Source organism: Mycobacterium neglectum, from assembly GCF_002591975.1.
Taxonomy (GTDB): Bacteria; Actinomycetota; Actinomycetes; order Mycobacteriales; family Mycobacteriaceae; genus Mycobacterium; species Mycobacterium neglectum.
On record NZ_NVQE01000070.1, the window covers coordinates 1 to 17,209 of the forward strand.

Annotated in this window: 21 protein-coding genes and 1 riboswitch; of the genes, 9 read left to right on the forward strand and 12 right to left on the reverse strand. The window is 65.5% G+C overall.

The window, feature by feature from the left end; all coding sequences use genetic code 11:
* From CSQ99_RS29165 to CSQ99_RS29180, 4 genes are all read right to left on the reverse strand, one after another.
* The coding region (locus tag CSQ99_RS29165; RefSeq protein ID WP_141562750.1) for a transglycosylase family protein at nucleotides 1–442 on the reverse strand (442 nt) is incomplete at its 3' end.
* 10 nt (nucleotides 443–452) lie between these two features.
* A riboswitch (cyclic di-AMP (ydaO/yuaA leader) is annotated at nucleotides 453–635 on the reverse strand.
* A gap of 250 nt (nucleotides 636–885) precedes the next feature.
* Nucleotides 886–1,161 carry a MoaD/ThiS family protein gene (locus CSQ99_RS29170; RefSeq protein ID WP_099042464.1) on the reverse strand — a complete coding sequence of 92 codons (276 nt, stop codon included), beginning with the start codon at nucleotides 1,159–1,161 and terminating at the stop codon, nucleotides 886–888.
* A gap of 3 nt (nucleotides 1,162–1,164) precedes the next feature.
* A complete protein-coding gene (gene moaA / locus CSQ99_RS29175; protein WP_099042465.1) occupies nucleotides 1,165–2,214 on the reverse strand; it encodes a GTP 3',8-cyclase MoaA in 1,050 nt (349 codons plus the stop codon).
* A complete protein-coding gene (locus CSQ99_RS29180) occupies nucleotides 2,211–2,627 on the reverse strand; it encodes a YccF domain-containing protein (RefSeq protein WP_099042466.1) in 417 nt (138 codons plus the stop codon). The genes moaA and CSQ99_RS29180 overlap by 4 nt, the downstream gene beginning before the upstream one ends.
* Nucleotides 2,628–2,770: 143 nt before the next feature.
* On the opposite strand from CSQ99_RS29180, the gene CSQ99_RS29185 reads away from it, so the two are divergent.
* A complete protein-coding gene (locus tag CSQ99_RS29185) occupies nucleotides 2,771–3,181 on the forward strand; it encodes a cold-shock protein (RefSeq protein ID WP_006241503.1) in 411 nt (136 codons plus the stop codon).
* A gap of 73 nt (nucleotides 3,182–3,254) precedes the next feature.
* Here CSQ99_RS29185 and CSQ99_RS29190 read toward each other — a convergent pair whose 3' ends face one another.
* A complete protein-coding gene (locus CSQ99_RS29190; RefSeq protein WP_245909149.1) occupies nucleotides 3,255–4,118 on the reverse strand; it encodes an endonuclease domain-containing protein in 864 nt (287 codons plus the stop codon).
* Between the two features lie 103 nt (nucleotides 4,119–4,221).
* On the opposite strand from CSQ99_RS29190, the gene CSQ99_RS29195 reads away from it, so the two are divergent.
* Nucleotides 4,222–5,226, forward strand: a complete 1,005-nt coding sequence (locus CSQ99_RS29195) for a glutathione S-transferase family protein (protein ID WP_099042481.1) — start codon at nucleotides 4,222–4,224, stop codon at nucleotides 5,224–5,226.
* On the opposite strand, the gene CSQ99_RS29200 is transcribed toward CSQ99_RS29195, so the two are convergent.
* Nucleotides 5,211–5,705, reverse strand: coding sequence for a DUF2771 domain-containing protein (locus CSQ99_RS29200; RefSeq protein WP_099042468.1), 495 nt, complete (start codon nucleotides 5,703–5,705; stop codon nucleotides 5,211–5,213). The genes CSQ99_RS29195 and CSQ99_RS29200 overlap by 16 nt on opposite strands.
* The gene (locus CSQ99_RS29205; protein ID WP_176561282.1) at nucleotides 5,702–7,294 is read right to left on the reverse strand and encodes an MFS transporter; all 1,593 of its coding nucleotides are present in this window, start codon (nucleotides 7,292–7,294) and stop codon (nucleotides 5,702–5,704) included. Before CSQ99_RS29205 ends, CSQ99_RS29200 begins: the two co-directional genes overlap by 4 nt.
* A 190-nt stretch (nucleotides 7,295–7,484) precedes the next feature.
* Between CSQ99_RS29205 and CSQ99_RS29210 the strand changes: the two genes are divergently transcribed.
* A complete protein-coding gene (locus tag CSQ99_RS29210) occupies nucleotides 7,485–8,282 on the forward strand; it encodes a DUF3027 domain-containing protein (RefSeq protein ID WP_425437892.1) in 798 nt (265 codons plus the stop codon).
* Here CSQ99_RS29210 and CSQ99_RS29215 read toward each other — a convergent pair.
* Together CSQ99_RS29215 and CSQ99_RS29220 are read right to left on the reverse strand one after the other, a co-directional pair.
* The gene (locus CSQ99_RS29215) at nucleotides 8,279–8,734 is read right to left on the reverse strand and encodes an SRPBCC family protein (protein WP_099042470.1); all 456 of its coding nucleotides are present in this window, start codon (nucleotides 8,732–8,734) and stop codon (nucleotides 8,279–8,281) included. The two genes, CSQ99_RS29210 and CSQ99_RS29215, sit on opposite strands and share 4 nt — an antisense overlap.
* Before the next feature lie 27 nt (nucleotides 8,735–8,761).
* Complete coding sequence (locus CSQ99_RS29220) at nucleotides 8,762–9,001, reverse strand: DUF2530 domain-containing protein (RefSeq protein ID WP_099042471.1); 240 nt, start codon at nucleotides 8,999–9,001, stop codon at nucleotides 8,762–8,764.
* 60 nt (nucleotides 9,002–9,061) lie between these two features.
* On the opposite strand from CSQ99_RS29220, the gene CSQ99_RS29225 reads away from it, so the two are divergent.
* From CSQ99_RS29225 to CSQ99_RS29235, 3 genes are read left to right on the forward strand one after another with little or no spacing between them, the layout of a single operon-like run.
* The gene (locus CSQ99_RS29225; protein WP_099042472.1) at nucleotides 9,062–9,493 is read left to right on the forward strand and encodes an Rv0880 family HTH-type transcriptional regulator; all 432 of its coding nucleotides are present in this window, start codon (nucleotides 9,062–9,064) and stop codon (nucleotides 9,491–9,493) included.
* Between the two features lie 36 nt (nucleotides 9,494–9,529).
* Nucleotides 9,530–10,342, forward strand: a complete 813-nt coding sequence (locus CSQ99_RS29230; RefSeq protein ID WP_099042473.1) for a TrmH family RNA methyltransferase — start codon at nucleotides 9,530–9,532, stop codon at nucleotides 10,340–10,342.
* Nucleotides 10,339–10,611 carry a DUF2537 domain-containing protein gene (locus CSQ99_RS29235; RefSeq protein ID WP_099042474.1) on the forward strand — a complete coding sequence of 91 codons (273 nt, stop codon included), beginning with the start codon at nucleotides 10,339–10,341 and terminating at the stop codon, nucleotides 10,609–10,611. The genes CSQ99_RS29230 and CSQ99_RS29235 overlap by 4 nt, the downstream gene beginning before the upstream one ends.
* 29 nt (nucleotides 10,612–10,640) lie before the next feature.
* Here the strand turns inward: CSQ99_RS29235 and sepH are convergent, their stop codons facing one another.
* Nucleotides 10,641–11,432: a septation protein SepH gene (sepH, locus tag CSQ99_RS29240; RefSeq protein ID WP_099042475.1), complete on the reverse strand. Its 792-nt coding sequence runs from the start codon at nucleotides 11,430–11,432 to the stop codon at nucleotides 10,641–10,643.
* A 117-nt stretch (nucleotides 11,433–11,549) separates the two neighbouring features.
* Nucleotides 11,550–12,662, reverse strand: coding sequence for a phosphoserine transaminase (gene serC / locus CSQ99_RS29245; RefSeq protein WP_099042476.1), 1,113 nt, complete (start codon nucleotides 12,660–12,662; stop codon nucleotides 11,550–11,552).
* Between the two features lie 144 nt (nucleotides 12,663–12,806).
* Between serC and CSQ99_RS29250 the strand changes: the two genes are divergently transcribed.
* Nucleotides 12,807–13,298 (forward strand): CAP domain-containing protein, encoded by a 492-nt coding sequence (locus CSQ99_RS29250; protein ID WP_245909148.1) that lies wholly within the window; start codon nucleotides 12,807–12,809, stop codon nucleotides 13,296–13,298.
* Between the two features lie 9 nt (nucleotides 13,299–13,307).
* Here CSQ99_RS29250 and map read toward each other — a convergent pair whose 3' ends face one another.
* Nucleotides 13,308–14,072 carry a type I methionyl aminopeptidase gene (gene map, locus CSQ99_RS29255; protein ID WP_099042478.1) on the reverse strand — a complete coding sequence of 255 codons (765 nt, stop codon included), beginning with the start codon at nucleotides 14,070–14,072 and terminating at the stop codon, nucleotides 13,308–13,310.
* Between the two features lie 131 nt (nucleotides 14,073–14,203).
* Between map and CSQ99_RS29260 the strand changes: the two genes are divergently transcribed.
* Nucleotides 14,204–15,241, forward strand: a complete 1,038-nt coding sequence (locus CSQ99_RS29260) for an AurF N-oxygenase family protein (RefSeq protein WP_099042479.1) — start codon at nucleotides 14,204–14,206, stop codon at nucleotides 15,239–15,241.
* Between the two features lie 17 nt (nucleotides 15,242–15,258).
* Complete coding sequence (locus CSQ99_RS29265; protein ID WP_099042480.1) at nucleotides 15,259–16,950, forward strand: FAD-dependent oxidoreductase; 1,692 nt, start codon at nucleotides 15,259–15,261, stop codon at nucleotides 16,948–16,950.
* Nucleotides 16,951–17,209: the final 259 nt, after the last annotated feature.

The following is a 17,209-nucleotide window of genomic DNA, read 5'->3' on the forward strand; positions in this document are numbered from 1 at the left end:
GCGCAAAGGGGTTGGGGGGCGCAGGCGGCAGCAGGTTGTTCAGGTTCGCGATCGCATCGTCGACGACGTTGCGCGGGGTGGGCGCGGAGAGCGGTCCGCCGCATGACGGCCAGGCGCCCTTGCCCTGACCGGCAAGCACGCGCTCAGCGACAGCGATCTGTTCTTCCTTCGTGGCCAGGAATGCCGACGGCGCATACTCGCCGCCGCCGTGGCCACTCCAGGTGCTCGGCGAGAACTGAAGTCCGCCGTGGTATCCGTTGCCGGTGTTGATGGCCCAGTTGCCGCCGGATTCGCACTTGGCGACCTGATCCCATTCGCCGTCGGTGGCTGCGTTGGCCTGCCCGGCGAGTGCGAGGCCTCCGGTGCCGATGACGGCACCCGTGAAGGCGATCTTCGCGACGTTTACGGCCGATGCAGTGGGCTTGCGATGCCGTCCACTCATAGGTGCGGTTGTTTCCTCTCTTCGGCGCCCGCGAGGTCAGCTGTCGGGTTCGGGCTGGAGAGGTTGCCCGGCCGGCGGCGTCGAAACGATGCCGGCTTCACCCCAAGGAGCTGAAATCAGCTCCAGGTCCTTCTGTTTCGGTGGACCGGTGGGTCCCCCGCCTCCGTCCAAATGTGTTCGTCGTTGGCTGGGTCCCGACTGGACGGAGCTCGGCGCGATCGGGGCGCAGCGGGTCACCCGATTGAGGTCGAGGGACTTGGGAGTTGACCGTAATGGCTGTGCAGGCGAGCGTCATCTTTTGCAGATAACGGCGTTTTCGCCAGCGGCAAATCCTAATAGAGCTCTAAACCCGCAGGAGATCGGAACGTTCTCGCAGGTGTTTGCGGCACGCCACCACCTCGTAGCCAGTTTGTGACCATTTTGTTATGTGACGCATATCACCATTAACCGCCGGCGAAGGGCGGAAGAACATCGACGGTCTGCGCGTTGGTGAGCGCCACGTCGGCGTCGCGGACGGCCACGCTGTCGCAGAGAAACGAGCAGCGCATCAATACTTTCGCGAGATTCTCGTCGCGCACGCTGAGTTGAGCCACCAGTTCGGCGAGTGTCGTGCCCCGCCGAATCCGGATCGTCTCGGATTCGTTACCCGCGGCAGCCCTCGCCGCGGCGAAAAACCGAACGATCACCTCAATCTCGGCGGTCTCCGAAGAAGTGGTCATGGGCTACCCGCCGATTGCGCTCATCGGGCGGTCCGGCTGGACGAAGTCGGGGTCGTTGATGCCGTGCCCGGCGGCCTTGACCCACATCGCAGCGCGCCACGCCGCTTCGAGGCCGTCGTCGTCGACACCGGTGCGCATCAGGTGGCGCAGGTCGGTCTCCTGCCGCGCGAACAGGCAGTTGCGAACCTGGCCGTCCGCGGTGAGGCGCGTGCGGTCGCACGCCGCGCAGAACGCGTGTGACACCGAGGCGATGATGCCCACCGTGCCGCGGTCGCCGTCGACCCGCCACAGCTCCGCGGGCGCCGAACCGCGCGGCTTCGAGTCAGGGGTCAGATCGAAATGCCGACGCAGGGCGGTGAGGACGTCGTCGGCGCCGATGGCCTTGCCGCGCTCCCACTGGTGGTCCGCGTCGAGGGGCATCTGCTCGATGATGCGCAGCTGGTATCCGTTGTCGACGCAGAACCGAAGCAGTTCGACCGCATCGTCGAGACCTGTGATCGGATCGAGCACCGCATTCACCTTGACCGGATTCAATCCGGCGGCCTTGGCGGCCTCGAGGCCGGCGAGCACATCGCCAAGCCGGTCGCGGCGGGTGATTTGGGCGAACCGTGCAGCGTCGACCGTGTCCAGCGACACGTTGATCCGGTTCAGCCCGGCCTGCTTCAACTTCGCTGCGCGCTTGGCCAGCCCAATTCCGTTGGTGGTCAAGGTTATTTCGGGCCGCGGTCGCAGTGACGCGGTGGCCGCGACGATGCCGTCCAGGTTTTTCGAGACCAGCGGCTCGCCGCCGGTGAACCGCACGCTGGTGATTCCGAGCCTCGTCACGGCGATACCCAGCAGCCGCATCAGTTCAGCCGACGACAGCAACTGCTCGCCAGGGAGCCAGTCCAGTCCGTCGGCCGGCATGCAGTAAGTGCAGCGCAGGTTGCATCGGTCGGTCAGCGACACCCGCAGGTCGGTGGCGATACGGCCGAAGGTATCGACCAGTGGGCCGTCGGTTGGCGCAGGGCGGGCCGGGCCCAACGACGGCACCCCGAGGTCGATGACCGTCATTCCGCGACACCGACTGGCCGGTCGCCCTGGCGGTTGAGGCTGTCCACCGGAACTATCTCCTTACCCAAGGGCAGTAGCGAGATCGGGATCATCTTGAGGTTGGCCAGCGCCAGCGGAATGCCGATGATCGTGACCGCCATCGCGACCGCAGTGACCACGTGGCCGATGGCCAGCCAGATACCGAACAGGATGACCCAGATGATGTTGCCGATCAGTGCACCTGGACGTGTCCCCGGCATGTCGACAATAGTGCGGCCGAATGGCCACAATGCATAGGACGCAATGCGCAGCGCCGCGAAACCGAATGGAATCGTGATGATCAGGATGAAGCAGATCAGCGCCGCAAGGAGATAACCCAACGCCAGCCAGAGGCCACCGAAGATCAACCATATGACGTTCAGGATCAGGCGCATCTTCCCTCCAGCGGTCGTTCCAGCCTACCGAGTAAAGCGGGTGAGGTCGGTTCGAGGTCCGAGTAAGATCGCCACGGACGCGTCCCTGCGCACGGGACGCTTTCCTTTTGTTCAGCGCTTTAGAAGACAAGCAGGTGAGACGAGTGCCGACCGGCCGGGTTAAGTGGTACGACGCCGAAAAGGGCTTCGGCTTTCTGTCGCAGGAGGACGGCGAGGACGTTTACGTCCGGTCGTCGGCGCTGCCGTCCGGTGTCGAGGGACTCAAGGCCGGGCAGAAGGTCGAGTTCGGCATGGCCGCCGGTCGTCGTGGCCCGCAGGCGTTGAGCGTGAAGCTCATCGATGCGCCGCCGAGCCTCACGCGCACCCGGCGTGAGGCCGCCGCCGCCGAGCACAAGCACACGCCCGACGAACTGCACGGCATGGTCGAGGACATGATCACGCTGCTGGAAGGGGCTGTTCAGCCTGAGCTGCGCAAGGGCCGTTACCCCGACCGCAAGGTCGCGCGGCGAGTGTCCGAAGTGGTCCGCGCCGTCGCAAGCGAACTCGACGCCTAATCCGGCTTGGCGCCGAAACTGAACTTCTGCAGGAGATTCATCGAAAATGGCTGCATAAGTTCAGTTTCGGCGGTTAGATCGGCGCTCCGGCGGCGCGTAGCGCATTCCGCGTACGGTCCACGATGGTGTTGGGCCGGTAACGAAGAATTTCTGCGCTGACCCGGATGATGCGCCAGGCCAATGCCTGAAGTTCGGCTTGCTGGTCGATATCTCTGGCGCGAATGACTGGATCTGTCCAATGTTGTTCGCCGTCGTACTCGACGCCGACCTTCCACGTCGGCCATCCCATATCGATACGACGCACATGGTCACCGAAGGGATTGAAGACATCGATCTGTGTCCGCCGCGGCCTGAGGCCGGCGCCGGTGAGCAACAGGCGGGTTCGCGTTTCCTGCGGCGACTCCGCACCGTCGTCGGCGAGCGCGAGGACTTCGCGTAGTTGCACGATTCCTCGCACGCCGCGATGGCGGTCGATCAGTGCGTCGATGTCGGCCAACTTCAGGTTCGTAGATTGGAGCAGAGCGTCGACACGGATGACAGCGAGTGTTCGTCCGTATCGACGGCCGAGGTCGAAAGCAGTCCGTACAGGTGTCGTTACCGGTATGCCACGCACCGTGGTGATCTCGTCGGGCGCCAGCGTGTCGCTGTGCAGCACAATGCCTCTGGTCTTGTGCTGGCTGAGTTGATTGAGTTCCGCAGGTAGCCGCGCGTCGATCCACTTCGCACCGTGTACCGCCGCCGCTGAAACGCTGACGAGAGTCGCCTTGCGCCGCGACCACAGCCAGGCGGCGTGCGCCTTTTGTACGGGCGTGAGGACCTTGCCGCGAGGTATGTATACGTTGCGGAAGATCGCTTCGTAGCGCGTGGCGAGTTCATGGCGAGTAACAACGCCAGCAGCTAGCGCCTCACTTCCCAGAAACGGCCAGTCCACGCCGATATGACGACATGCTTGCCCAATCCGTTCCGGCGAATCTGAGCTTGTGCAAGAAATTTGCCCTGGCCCTTTGCATATGTTCAGATTCGGCGGGAAGGATGACGGCATGAGCTATGTCTCCAGCGGCGGCGATTTCAACCGCGACACGAACTACATCACCACGCGCATCACCGCCGACGGTCGCGACGGGTATCCCGTCGAGGCCGGACGGTACCGGCTGGTCGTCGCGCGCGCCTGCCCGTGGGCCAACCGCACGATCATCGTCCGACGGCTGCTGGGGCTGGAAGACAGTCTCTCCATTGGCTTTTGCGGCCCCACCCACGACCAGGACAGCTGGACCTTCGACCTCGACCCGGGAGGTGTCGACCCGGTTCTGAATATTCCGCGGCTCAAAGACGCCTTCCTGAGGCGCTTCCCCGACTACGAGAAGGGGATCACGGTGCCCTCGATCGTCGACGTGCCGACCGGGGAGGTGGTCACCAACGACTTCGCCCAGATGACGCTCGACTTCTCCACCGAGTGGACGAAGTTCCACCGCGAAGGTGCGCCACAGCTGTATCCAGAAGAACTGCGCGACGAGATCGACGAGGTCGCCCAGCGCATCTACACCGAGGTCAACAACGGCGTATACCGGTGCGGTTTCGCCGGCTCTCAGGACGCCTACGAGAAGGCCTATGACCGGTTGTTCACCGCGCTGGACTGGCTCTCCGAACGGCTCGAGAATCAGCGATATCTGGTCGGCGACACCATCACCGAGGCCGATGTGCGGTTGTTTACGACCCTGGCCCGATTCGACCCCGTCTACCACGGACACTTCAAGTGCAACCGGAACAAGCTGTCGGAGTCGCCGGTGTTATGGGCCTATGCCCGTGACCTGTTCCAGACTCCGGGCTTCGGGGACACCACCGATTTCGTTCAGATCAAGCAGCACTACTACATGGTGCACTCCGACATCAACCCGACTCAGATCGTGCCGAAGGGCCCGGATCTCTCGAACTGGCTCACGCCGCACGGCCGGGAGGCGTTGGGCAGCAGGCCGTTTGGCGATGGCACCCCGCCGGGTCCGACGCGCGACGGCGAACGCGTGCCCGTCGGTCACGGGGCGGGCTGAGGCCAGACGGTTCGCACCGACCACTCCGCGTGCCACGACGGAAACTCATTGCCGTCCTGGTCGACGACGAGCGTTGGCAGTTGGACGACGAAGCCGGTCAGCTTACCGCGGTGCGGGTCGACGGTGGGAATGGTGACCGCCAGCGTGCTGTCAGGCCGGAACTCCTCGAGCACGTCGGAACCCTCGTACTTGCGACCGAGCAACCACGGAGCGCCTGCGATCGCAGGCGGCACGGACAACTGCACCGGATGGCGTCCGTCGACGGCGAGTTCGCCTACTGTGTGCGGGGTTTCGCAGTCGTTGAGGTTGACCACGTCGCAGTAGCTGTATGGGCCGATCCGAACCAATTGGCCGTCCGCGTACGCGCTGATCTCCGGATGCGCCGGCGGTGGATGCTGGGACAGGCGCCAGATCAGCGCTCCGGTCGCGGCAGCCGCGACGACCACCACGACCGCCAGTACGGCCAGGACGCGATTCACTCCGACGCCACCGCCGCGTTGTCGGCGCGGCGCCCGCCCTCCTGCTCGGCCAGCACCGGTCGATTGCCGCCGAGGCCGGGTATCAGCGATTCACCGCGATAGCTCACCACCGTCTGGGCCAGGCCGAGGATCAGGACCACGCTGACACCGGTGAAGCCCACCCACAGCTGGGTGTAGATCAGCACGCCGATCGCCCCGCCGGCGACCCACGCCAGTTGCAACAACGACTCTGAACGTCCGAAGGCAGATGCGCGTGATCGTTCGGGCAGGTCGTCCTGTAACGACGCGTCGAGTGACGCCTTCGCGATCGCACTCGCACCGGACGTGATCAGCGTGCCGATCGCGGCGACCAGCAGATTGCCTGCGACGGCGGTGGCCAGTGCGCTCGCGGTGACCGCGATGGCGCAGCGCACGACCATCTGTGCGGGGTGGCCGAGCTGCATGCGCGCGCTCGCCAAATTGCCAGCGAAGTTGCCGATCGCGGCGGCCGCGCCGATCAGTCCGAGGATGCGTAGCTGTTCCCAACCGCTGGCGTCGTGCGACTTGGCGTAGAACGCGGGGTAGAGGAAGAGGAAGCCCACCATCACCTTGATGGTGCAGTTGCCCCACAGCGCGGTGATGGTGTTGCGGCCCAACGGTTGTCGTGCCGGTGCCGACTTGCGCGACGCGGGATCGCGGCGCAGTTCACCGGTGCGGCCGTGGTAACTCAGCGTCGCCGGGACCTCACCTGCGGTGACCTCGACCCATTTGGGGATCCGCATCGCCAGTGCCGCGCCGGCAACCGAGACGGCGACGACGACGTACAGCGCGCCGGGCAGTTCCAATACCCGGAACGAGTATTGGGCGGCCGCAGCGACCGCGCCGCCGACCATGGTTCCACCGAGCAGACCGAACATCGTCAGCCGCGAGTTCACCCGGACCAGGTCGATGGACGGCGGCAGCACCCGGGGCGTCACCGCGCTGCGCAACACGCTGAATGACTTGGACAGCACCATCATTCCCAATGCGCATGGGTATAGAACCCACGGCGGGAAGCTGCCGGTGGCGCCGTCGAAGTTGGCGATCAACACCACCACCAGCGCCGTGCGCAATATGAAGGAGGTGGCTAATGCGACCCGGCGACCGTGCTGCAGCCGGTCGAGCGCTGGCCCGATCAGGGGGGCGATGACGGCGAACGGTGCGATGGTGATCAGCAAGTACAGCGCGACCTTGCCCTTGCTCTCACCCGAAGCCGCCGCGAAGAACAGGGTGTCGGCCAACGCGACGGCCATCGCGGCATCGACGGCGAAGTTCGCGACCACCGGCCACGTCAACGCGGTCAGTCCGGACTTGTCGGCGCCGTCGGCCGTGGCGGCGCGGTGCACCAGGCCGTACATCTTGGAGCCCATTTCGCGACTGCGTTGCGCGGCCGCCCTGGTCACCGTGACGCGTTCGCCCGCGCCGGTGCCGATGTAGCGCGAGGACGGCCCGGACGGGTGCGATCGGGCCGACTCGTCGAGCGGCGGCAGCCAGCGGTTGGCGCTTGGCATCGGATTCGACCGCGACCGGCGGAAGCCGCCATCGCCGGGGTCGCTGGGGTAATTGGCCATCCCCGGGTGTTGTTCACCGGCGTCGGCGGGTGGGCGAGGCGGGTAGTAGCGATCCTCACGCCGACCCGCCGAATCCCTGTCGTCACGACGCGGTCCGGTCACAGAAAAGATTCTCCCCCATCGAGCCGACAGCGTGCGTGCAGCCGACCGGTGTGGCTACTTGTTCATCACTACGGCAAAATCAATGGCAATGGACAGCGCGACGGAATCCGCCGAGCCCGGCCTGGCATCCCCCACCGGGGATCCCGAGGCCCGGCCTGACCTGGAGACGGTGCTTTTGGGCTCCGTCGATGACGCGCGCGCGGCGATCATCGAGTACAGCGGTGAAGGCACCGTCGGGGAGTACCTGGGCGCCGGCTTCGACGATCCGACCGCGGCCACCCACCGGTTCCTCGCCGACATGCCCGGCTATCGCGGCTGGCAGTGGGCCGTCGTCATGGCCGCGTGCCCTGGCGCGGATCACGCCACCATCAGCGAAGTCGTGCTGGTGCCGGGCCCAACGGCATTGCTCGCACCGAAATGGGTGCCCTGGAACGAGCGGGTCAAGCCCGGTGATTTGAGTCCCGGCGATCTGCTCGCTCCGCCCGCCGATGACCCCCGGCTCGTACCAGGCTTCATGTCCAGCGGCGACCCTGAGGTCGACGAGGTAGCCGCAGAGGTGGGCTTCGGCCGAAAGCAGGTGCTCGGTCCCTGGGGCCGCGCCGACGCAGCACAGCGCTGGCATGACGGTGAGCACGGTCCCGGTTCGGCGATGGCTCGGTCCACGCGGCGCGTCTGCCGCGACTGCGGGTTCTATCTCCCGATTTCAGGGTCGCTGGGACTGATGTTCGGAGTGTGCGCCAACGAGATGTCCGCCGACGGCCAGGTGGTCGACGCCGAGTACGGCTGCGGCGCACATTCTGATACGCCGCAACCGCCCGGCAGCGGTTCTCCGCTCTTCGATCCTTACGACGACGGCGTGGTGGAACTCACCGAGTCGGCTGATTAGCTTTCGGCCGCGGCCTTGATCCGCGACAGAGATTCGTTCATTCCGTCGACGAGTTCGCGCTCGAAACTGGGCACGCCACCCATCAACGCGTTCACCGACATGTTGGAAAAGGCCGAGACACCGTTCTCCGCGTGCCTGGTCTCGGTCAACCGGGTACCGGTCGCTGTCGGTTCGAGCTCGTAGCTCCAGACGGTCCCGTTCTCGTTGACCCGGAAGGCCAGCTTCTTGTCCGGGATGAACTCAGTGATGCGACTGGTGGTCGGCCACATCAGGTACTTACGCCGGTTGAGGTTTATCGTTCGGCTGCCCTGGCGCAGCGGGCCACCGAATGTCTTCATCAGCCGGCACTGCGGGCTCCACTGCGGCATCCGGCTCAGGTCGGAGACCAAGGACCAGACTTTCGTTACCGGGGCGGCTATTTCGATCTGTGCTTGCAACAGAGGCTCTGCCATCGCTACCTCCTTGGCATGTCGGCGAATTCAGTCAAGTCCGCTCTGCGCGCCGCGCGATCCGCGCCGCACTGCCGAACGCTGCCACAGAAAGATCGATGTGCCAAGCACGCCGACGCCGAGACCGGCCACCGTGAACGGGCGGAATTCATGCAGCCCGGGCACCGTGAACGCTAACAACGTGGCGACCAGCCAGGCGGCAGTGATCACGGCGATCACCGGCCACTGCTTGAGCAGGCCCGCCGGCAGGGAGGGGGGTTGCGGCGTCATCGATCAGAACCTAACCCATAAGTCTCCTTTTCTTCAGTCCAGCTATGTACTCTTTGCCTCGTGAAAGATCCCGACGGTCGGCTGGCGAGTGATCTTTCCCTCGCGGTCATCCGGCTGGCACGCCAATTGCGCTTCCGACGTCCGGATTCCCACGTTTCGCTTTCGCAGTTGTCGGCGTTGTCCACCCTCGCCAAGGAGGGTGCGATGACGCCTGGCGCGTTAGCCGAGCGCGAACGGGTCCGTCCGCCGTCGATGACGCGGGTGATCGCCTCCCTGTGTGAGTTGGGTCTTGTTGTGCGCATGGCTCATCCGGTCGACCGTCGCCAGGTCCTGATTTCGGTCTCACCGGAGGGGATCGACCTGATCAACGCCGAGCGTCGCGCAAGCCAGGAGTGGCTGACGCAACGGCTGGACAAACTTGATGATGAGCAACGTGAGGCACTCCTGACGGCCGCCGACTTGATGTCAGCGATAGTCGACGAAAGCGCGTGAGCGGCATCCGGCGGGCACGAGCGTAGCGAGCGGGGATTGTCAGAAGTAATCGACGTCACCGACCCGGAAGATCCGCGGCTGGACGACTTCCGGGATCTCAACAGCACCGACCGCAGGCCCGACCTGCCCTCCGGCAAGGGCTTGGTGATTGCCGAGGGCGTGCTGGTGGTGCAGCGGATGCTGGTGTCGCGGTTCATCCCGCGGGCGCTGCTGGGCACCGACCGGCGCCTGACCGAGTTGGGTACTGACCTCAACGGCGTTGCGGCACCGTACTTTCGCGCCGCTGCCGATGTGATGGCCGACGTCGTGGGGTTTCACCTCAACCGGGGCGTGCTGGCGTCGGCGTCGCGCCCACCGGAACTGTCCGTACCGCAGGTGCTCGAGGACGCCAGAACCGTTGCCGTCCTCGAGGGAGTCAACGATCACGAGAATCTCGGCTCGATCTTCCGCAACGCCGCCGGCCTCGACGTCGACGCGATCGTCTTCGGCGGCGGATGTGCCGACCCGCTGTACCGACGCGCCGTCCGGGTGTCGATGGGCCACGCGTTGCTGGTTCCGTATGCGTGGGCGGCGTGGCCTGACGACCTTGAGACGTTGCGGAACAACGAGTTTCGCCTCCTCGCTATGACGCCCGATCCCGCGGCCGGCACCCTGGCCGATGCGATGGCCGACGTCGCCGATCAGCGGCTGGCGGTGCTCGTCGGCGCCGAAGGACCCGGGCTGTCCGAGCGCGCGATGCGCGCCAGTGACATGCGCGTGCGCATTCCGATGTCGAGGGGCACCGACTCGCTCAACGTCGCTACCGCCGCGGCGCTGGCCTTCTACGAACGGGCTAGATTGACACCGTGACCGACGAATCGACCCCGTGGGCGATGGGCCTTACGGTCGCCGCCTTCGTCGCCGCAGTCACCGCGGCCGCGATCGTGGTACTCAGCGTGGGACTGATGAAGGTGCATCCGCTGCTGGCCATCGGCCTCAACCTGGTCGCCGTCGGTGGCCTGACTCCGACTGTGTGGGAATGGCGTAAGCGACCGGTCTGGCGCTGGTTTGTGCTGGGCGCCGCGGTCGGCGTGGCCTGCTCATGGGTTGCCGTCCTCGCCATCGCGCTTGGGGGATAACGGATCTCAACACAAGTTCAGGTCAAGACTCAACGCTGGCCGCTGGACCGCACCCCCAGCAGCACGTCCTCCCACGCGGGCACCGGTGGCTTGCCCTTGCGTGCGCGCGGTTTCGGCGCCGCGGGTGGTTCCGGTTGGGGCTCGACCTCAGGCTCGGGGAGCGGTTCGGGTGCGTCTTCCAACTCGAAATGTGGGACCGCGGCCACCGGTCGCAGTGGACGTGCGAAGTTCGGGTCGATGAGCTCGGATGCCGCGTCATCGAGTGCCGTGACGGTGCCGCCGTGCGCGCCGGGGGTGAACCGGAAGTGCGCGGTGTTGTCGGACAGGCCCGCCTTCCACGCCATCTGCACGGTCCAGCGCCCGTCTTCGTTGCGCCAGGCGTCCCAGTTGGTGTCCTCGGCACTCAGGCCGCGGGCGATCAGCGACGTCGTCACCGTCTCCAGGAGTGTCAGTATCGAGGGGCCGTCGATAAGCACGGGATGCGCCGCGGTTGCCAGCTCGGCCGCCCTCGAACGTTCCAGCAGGACCGGATGGGCAAATCTCTCGACGCGCGCCAAGTCGACTCCCGAGGCCGCCGCGACCTGCTCGACGGATGCACCCGCACGGATCTTGGCCTGAATCTCTTTGGGACGCAGCACGCTTGGAACCTCGTCGTTGATTTGAGAGGAATTTTGCGGAGAATGAGAACCGCTCTTGTCGCCGCGCACGGCGGCCCGCAACCGGTCATCGGGGAACAAGGTGAACTTCTCGCCGGAGCCGTCGGCCTCGCAGATGATTCGTTTGCCGTCGATGTCCAGTCCGACGACTCTGAGTTCTCGCATCACGACCTCCTCCGGGCCCCTACGATGCCCGATCAAGCGACCCTACTGCGTTATCTGCCTGTTACCGGGTAGACACGCCTGGGGATGAACGCGCTTGCGCGAAGACATCCAAAGAGGTCAGAGGCGTTCCACAACCCAATCGATGCATGCGGTCAGCGCACTCACGTCGTCTGGATCGACAGCGGGGAACATGCCCACCCGCAACTGGTTGCGGCCGAGTTTGCGGTAGGGCTCGGTGTCGACGATTCCGTTGGCTCTCAATGTCGCCGCGACAGCTCCAGCATCGACCGCATCCACGAAATCGACCGTGCCGACCACCTGCGACCGCAACTCGGGGTCAGCGACGAACGGCGTCGCGACCTTTGACGCCTCGGCCCAGCTGTACAGCCGCTGCGACGAGTCCGCCGTCCGCTTGACCGCCCAGTCCAAGCCGCCGTTGCCCAACATCCATTCGAGTTGGTCGGCAAACATGATCAGCGTGCCGATCGCCGGGGTGTTGTAGGTCTGGTTCTTGAGACTGTTCTCGATCGCGATCGGCAACGACAGGAACTCGGGCACCCAGCGACCCGACCCCGCGATCGCCTCGACGCGGGCGAGTGCGGCTGGGGACAGGATGGCGACCCACAGACCGCCGTCGCTGGCGAAATTCTTCTGCGGTGCGAAGTAGTAGGCGTCGGTGTCGGTGATGTCGACGGGCAGGCCGCCCGCTGCGGAGGTGGCGTCGATGGCGATCAGCGCGCCTTCGGAGCCCTGCGGTCGCTGCACGGGAACCGCGACTCCCGTGGACGTTTCGTTGTGCGCCCATCCGATGAGGTCGACGGACGGGTCTGACTGGGGTGTGGGGGCGCTGCCCGGATCGGCCTTGATGACAATCGGGTCGCCGACGAACGGGTTCTTCGCCACCGCCGAGGCGAACTTGCTGCTGAACTCGCCGTACGTCAGGTGCAGTGAACGCTTGTCGATCAACCCGAATGCGGCCGCGTCCCAGAACGCGGTGCTGCCGCCGTTGCCGAGGATCACCTCGTAGCCGTCGGGAAGTGAGAACAGCTGGCTCAGCCCGTCGCGGACCCGTCCCACGAGGTTCTTGACCGGGGCCTGCCGATGCGAAGTCCCGAAGAGGTCGCCCGCCGCGGCCAGCGCCGCCAACTGCTCCGGACGCACCTTTGAGGGTCCGCAGCCGAAGCGGCCATCGCGGGGCTTGAGGTCGGCGGGGATCGTGAAGTCGGCCATGCGCACAAGAGTAGTGACCGGGCTTGTGTGCTTTCTGCGGGGTTCGCATGCAGAAAATTCGGCAAAAGTGGGTAAAGAACACACAGTGGAACCAATTTGTATCCATAATGTGATGTGTCGGGGACTGAGCCCATTGGGGGGCACGTGATCAGTCATGGGAACGTTTCGGCGCTCATGCCGATGTGCGCAGCGGCGATGATGGCTTTCGGTGCAGTGGTCGCCGCGGCACCGGCGCAGGCCTCCGGAGACGAGGGTGGCGCGGTGCTCAATCAGATCAACGCGACGCGCGCGGCCAGCGGTTGCGGTCCAGTGGCACCGAATCCACAGTTGACGGCGTCCGCGGCACGGCACGCCAACGACATGCTCAGAAGCGGCGTGCAGGCCCACACCGGTTCCGACGGCTCGTCTGTCGTCCAGCGCGTCACCGACGCCGGCTACACGTCGTACTCCGATCTCGGGGAGATCGTCTTCTGGGCCAACGGCCCCGGCGGTTCCCCGGCCGCCGCCGTGAACTGGTGGATGAACAGTCCGGGCCACCGCGCAGTCATCACCGACTGCGGAATGACCGAGGCGGGTTTCTCCGCGGTGAGAAGCGGCAGCATGCTGACCGTCGCGGGTGACTTCGGGAAAAAGTAGGACTCGCTGTCAGTTGGTGAGGATGCGAGCGCCGTCCGCGGTAACGGCCACGGTGTGTTCGCTGTGCGCGGCCCGCGCACCCGACAGTGTCCGTAGCGTCCAACCGTCCGCGTCGTGGCGGTACTCATCGGTGCCATCGCCGACCAACATCGGTTCGATCGCGATGACCAAGCCTGGACGCAACTTCATGCCTTTTCCGCGCCTGCCCTCGTTGGGCACGTCCGGATCCTCGTGCATCGTCCGGCCGATGCCGTGCCCGCCGTGGTCGGCGAGCATGCCGTAACCCGCATTGCGGGCAGTAGATCCGATCGCGTGTCCGACGTCGCCAAGGGTGTTGCCCGGCCGCACCGCCGCGATGCCAGCCGCCAGCGCCGCATCTGCCACCTCGATAAGCGCGGCATCCCCGTCGCGCGGGGTGCCGACGATGAAACTGCGCGCCGCGTCACCGGTCCAGCCACGCAGGGTGGCGCCGAAGTCGGCTGACACCAGGTCACCGTCGGCGAGCACATAGTCGTTCGGGATGCCGTGCACGACGGCGTCGTTGACGCTGACGCACAGCACGCCGGGAAACGGGGTCGGCGCCCAGCGTGGGTGATAGTTGAGAAACGGCGAGGATGCGCCGTGGCGTGCCAGCACCTCGGCGGCGACGCGGTCCAGATCAGCAGTGGTCATACCCGGTTTCGCGTGCTCGACGACCGCGCGCAGCGCCTCGGCGACGACCGCGCCCGCGTCCGCCATCGAGTCGATCTCGGTTCTCGTCTTCAGCTCAACCATGTGGTCTCCGTCACAGTCGTTCGATCGGGTCGTGGTGTGACACATGCCGGAAAGGGGTATTCCCGGTATGCGATACCTGCGGTACCGTGTTCCACAACCAAGGCTCGTAAACCTCACTTAGGAGGCTTCGGATGGCAGTCAAAGAAGCCAGGACACGCGTGGTCAGGCGCTGGCGCCGAAATATGGAAATAGGCGACGGCCCGGAAGATAAGGCGTACGTCGACATGCTGACCACATTGTCCGAGGGTTCGGTGCGGCGCAACTTCAATCCGTACACCGACATCGACTGGGATTCGGCGGAGTTTGCGGTGATCGATGACGACGAGCGCTGGATCCTGCCCGCGACCGACCCGATCGGCCAGCACGCCTGGTACCAGTCCCAGTCCAGGGCGCGGCAGATCGAGATCGGCATGTGGCGTCAGGCCAACGTGGCGAAGGTCGGCCTGCATTTCGAGTCGATCCTGATCCGTGGACTCATGGAGTACGCCTTCTGGACGCCGAATGGCTCACCGGAGTACCGGTACTGCCTGCACGAGGCGGTCGAGGAGTGCAACCACACCATGATGTTCCAGGAGATGGTGAACCGCATCGGTGCCGACGTGCCCGGTATGCCCCGGATGCTGAAGTGGATCCAGCCGGCCATCCCGTTGGTCGCGGGGCCGCTACCGATCCCGTTCTGGTTCGGCATTCTGGCCGGCGAGGAGCCCATCGATCACACCCAGAAAAACGTGCTGCGCGAGGGTAAGACCCTGCATCCGATCATGGAGCGCGTGATGGCCATCCACGTGGCGGAGGAGGCGCGGCACATTTCGTTCGCGCACGAGTATCTGCGCAAGCGGGTGCCGAGCCTGCCGAGGCGGAAGCGGTTCTGGCTGTCGCTCTACGTTCCGGTCGTGATGCGAGTGCTGTGCTCGGCGATCATCGTGCCGCCGCGGGCGTTCTGGAAGGAATTCGATATCCCGCGGTCGGTCCGCAAGGAGATCTTCTTCAAATCACCCGAGTCGCGGCAGATGTTGCGCGACATGTTCGGAGACGTCCGGATGCTCGCCGACGACACTGGGCTGATGAACCCGATTTCGAAACTCATCTGGCGGATCTGCCGGATCAGTGGCCGGCCCAGCCGGTATCGCAGCGAACCGGCCCGCCAGCACTTGGTGTCGGTCGCCTAGGGCTGCTTGGGATTTAGATGCCACATGTCATAACCCAGTCGTGTTGCAGCGACGGGTCCTGTGTCTACGCCTGTCCGGTGAACTGTATCCACCCATCGCCGGACGAGCCGGGCTTCGCCACGGCGGAGATGCTCTACATCGACCCGGTCGCCTGCGTCGACTGCGGAGCGTGCGTGTCGGCGTGCCCCGTCGGCGCCATCGCACCGGATACGCGGCTGGAACCCGAGCAGCTGCCGTTCATCGAGCTCAACGCCGCCTTCTATCCCAAGCCCGAAGGGAAGCTGCCACCGACGTCCAAGCTGGCTCCGGTGATCGACGCACCTCTGGTTGCGCCGCGTTCCGGCGGGCCGTTGACGGTGGCGATAGTCGGGTCGGGGCCCGCGGCGATGTATGCCGCCGACGAACTGCTGACCCAGCGCGGTGTGCGGGTCAACGTCTTCGAGCGGTTGCCGACTCCGTACGGCTTGGTGCGTGCCGGGGTCGCTCCCGATCACCAGAGCACAAAACGGGTGACGCGGCTGTTCGATCGTATTGCCCGGCTGCCCGGCTTCTCGTTCTACCTCAACGTCGACGTGGGAACCGACGTGACGCACGCCGATCTGCTGGCTCACCATCACGCGGTGCTCTACGCCGTCGGTGCGCCCAACGATCGCCGCCTCGACATCGACGGCATGGGACGGCCCGGCACGGGTACCGCCACCGAGGTGGTCGCCTGGATCAACGGACATCCTGAATTCACTGATCTGCCAGTCGATTTGAGTCATGAGCGGGTGGTGATCGTCGGTAACGGCAATGTGGCGCTCGATGTGGCACGCATTCTCACCACCGAACCGGATGCCCTGGCGCGCACCGACATCTCCGATCACGCCCTCGTGGCGCTGCGCAGTTCGAAGGTGACCGAAGTCGTCATCGCCGCCCGGCGCGGCCCCGCGCACTCGGCCTTCACATTGCCGGAACTGATCGGACTGACGTCGAAGTGCGATGTGGTGCTGGACGAAACCGACCATGAACTGGTGATCCGCGACCTCGCGACCGTCACCGATCCGTTGACGCGCAACAAGCTGGAGATCCTGTCCAAGCTCGGCCACGGGTCTACACCGGCAACACGGCCCCGGATCCGGCTGGCCTATCAGCTGACACCGTCCCGAGTGCTCGGCGACCAACGCGCGCATGGTGTGGAGTTCACCGTGACTGGCACCGTCGAGGTCCGGCGCATCGACGCCGGACTGGTGTTGACGTCGATCGGCTACCGCGGCAAGGCGATTCGCGATCTTCCGTTTGATGACAGCGCCGCGGTCGTGCCCAACGACGGCGGCCGGGTCATCGATCCGGCGTCGGGTGAAGCAGTGCGCGGCAGTTATGTCGCGGGCTGGATCAAGCGCGGCCCCACCGGCTTCATCGGAACCAACAAGTCCTGTGCGGGGGAGACGGTGCACAACCTGGTGGCCGACTACAACGCCGGAGCGCTCGCCGATCCGGTGAGCAGACCGGCCGCGCTGGACAAGCTCGTGCGAAGCCGACGGCCCGACGTGATCGACGCCGCAGGGTGGTCGGCTATCGACGACGCGGAGATCGCCCGCGGCGGCGAGCGGCGCCCCCGCGACAAGTTCACGACGGTGCAGGCCATGCTTGCCGCGGCGGCTGCCGCGCCCGCGCCGTCGATGCGCGAACGGATGCGCGAACGGATGCTCGCCGGTCTGCGCCGCTAGCCGCTACGCTCGCCCGCAGGAACGACCGCTGACTGAGGACTGTCGATTGCGCTTCCTATAGTCGAGATTGAACACAGGGTCGTTCTGCAAATCTGAATCAGCGACATTGTCGCTAATGGATTGTGGCCCAAGACTTGTCGGACCCTTCTGTTTTGATGGGGTTATGTCCTCGACCGCAGCGCCAGACTCGCCGGTGGTGCGTCCGGTGGATCGTCTGGAGGTGTTGTTCGGCGAGTTGGGTGAGTTGATGGGTCAGCGC

Bases quoted from the DNA above. Each gene is read 5' to 3' on its own strand.
- CSQ99_RS29170 (WP_099042464.1), bottom strand. From the start codon at position 1,161: ATGACCACTTCTTCGGAGACCGCCGAGATTGAGGTGATCGTTCGGTTT.
- moaA (WP_099042465.1), bottom strand. From the start codon at position 2,214: ATGACGGTCATCGACCTCGGGGTGCCGTCGTTGGGCCCGGCCCGCCCT.
- CSQ99_RS29180 (WP_099042466.1), bottom strand. From the start codon at position 2,627: ATGCGCCTGATCCTGAACGTCATATGGTTGATCTTCGGTGGCCTCTGG.
- CSQ99_RS29195 (WP_099042481.1), top strand. From the start codon at position 4,222: ATGAGCTATGTCTCCAGCGGCGGCGATTTCAACCGCGACACGAACTAC.
- CSQ99_RS29205 (WP_176561282.1), bottom strand. From the start codon at position 7,294: ATGGCCAATTACCCCAGCGACCCCGGCGATGGCGGCTTCCGCCGGTCG.
- CSQ99_RS29210 (WP_425437892.1), top strand. From the start codon at position 7,485: ATGGACAGCGCGACGGAATCCGCCGAGCCCGGCCTGGCATCCCCCACC.
- CSQ99_RS29215 (WP_099042470.1), bottom strand. From the start codon at position 8,734: ATGGCAGAGCCTCTGTTGCAAGCACAGATCGAAATAGCCGCCCCGGTA.
- CSQ99_RS29220 (WP_099042471.1), bottom strand. From the start codon at position 9,001: ATGACGCCGCAACCCCCCTCCCTGCCGGCGGGCCTGCTCAAGCAGTGG.
- sepH (WP_099042475.1), bottom strand. From the start codon at position 11,432: ATGCGAGAACTCAGAGTCGTCGGACTGGACATCGACGGCAAACGAATC.
- serC (WP_099042476.1), bottom strand. From the start codon at position 12,662: ATGGCCGACTTCACGATCCCCGCCGACCTCAAGCCCCGCGATGGCCGC.
- map (WP_099042478.1), bottom strand. From the start codon at position 14,072: ATGGTTGAGCTGAAGACGAGAACCGAGATCGACTCGATGGCGGACGCG.
- CSQ99_RS29260 (WP_099042479.1), top strand. From the start codon at position 14,204: ATGGCAGTCAAAGAAGCCAGGACACGCGTGGTCAGGCGCTGGCGCCGA.
- CSQ99_RS29265 (WP_099042480.1), top strand. From the start codon at position 15,259: ATGCCACATGTCATAACCCAGTCGTGTTGCAGCGACGGGTCCTGTGTC.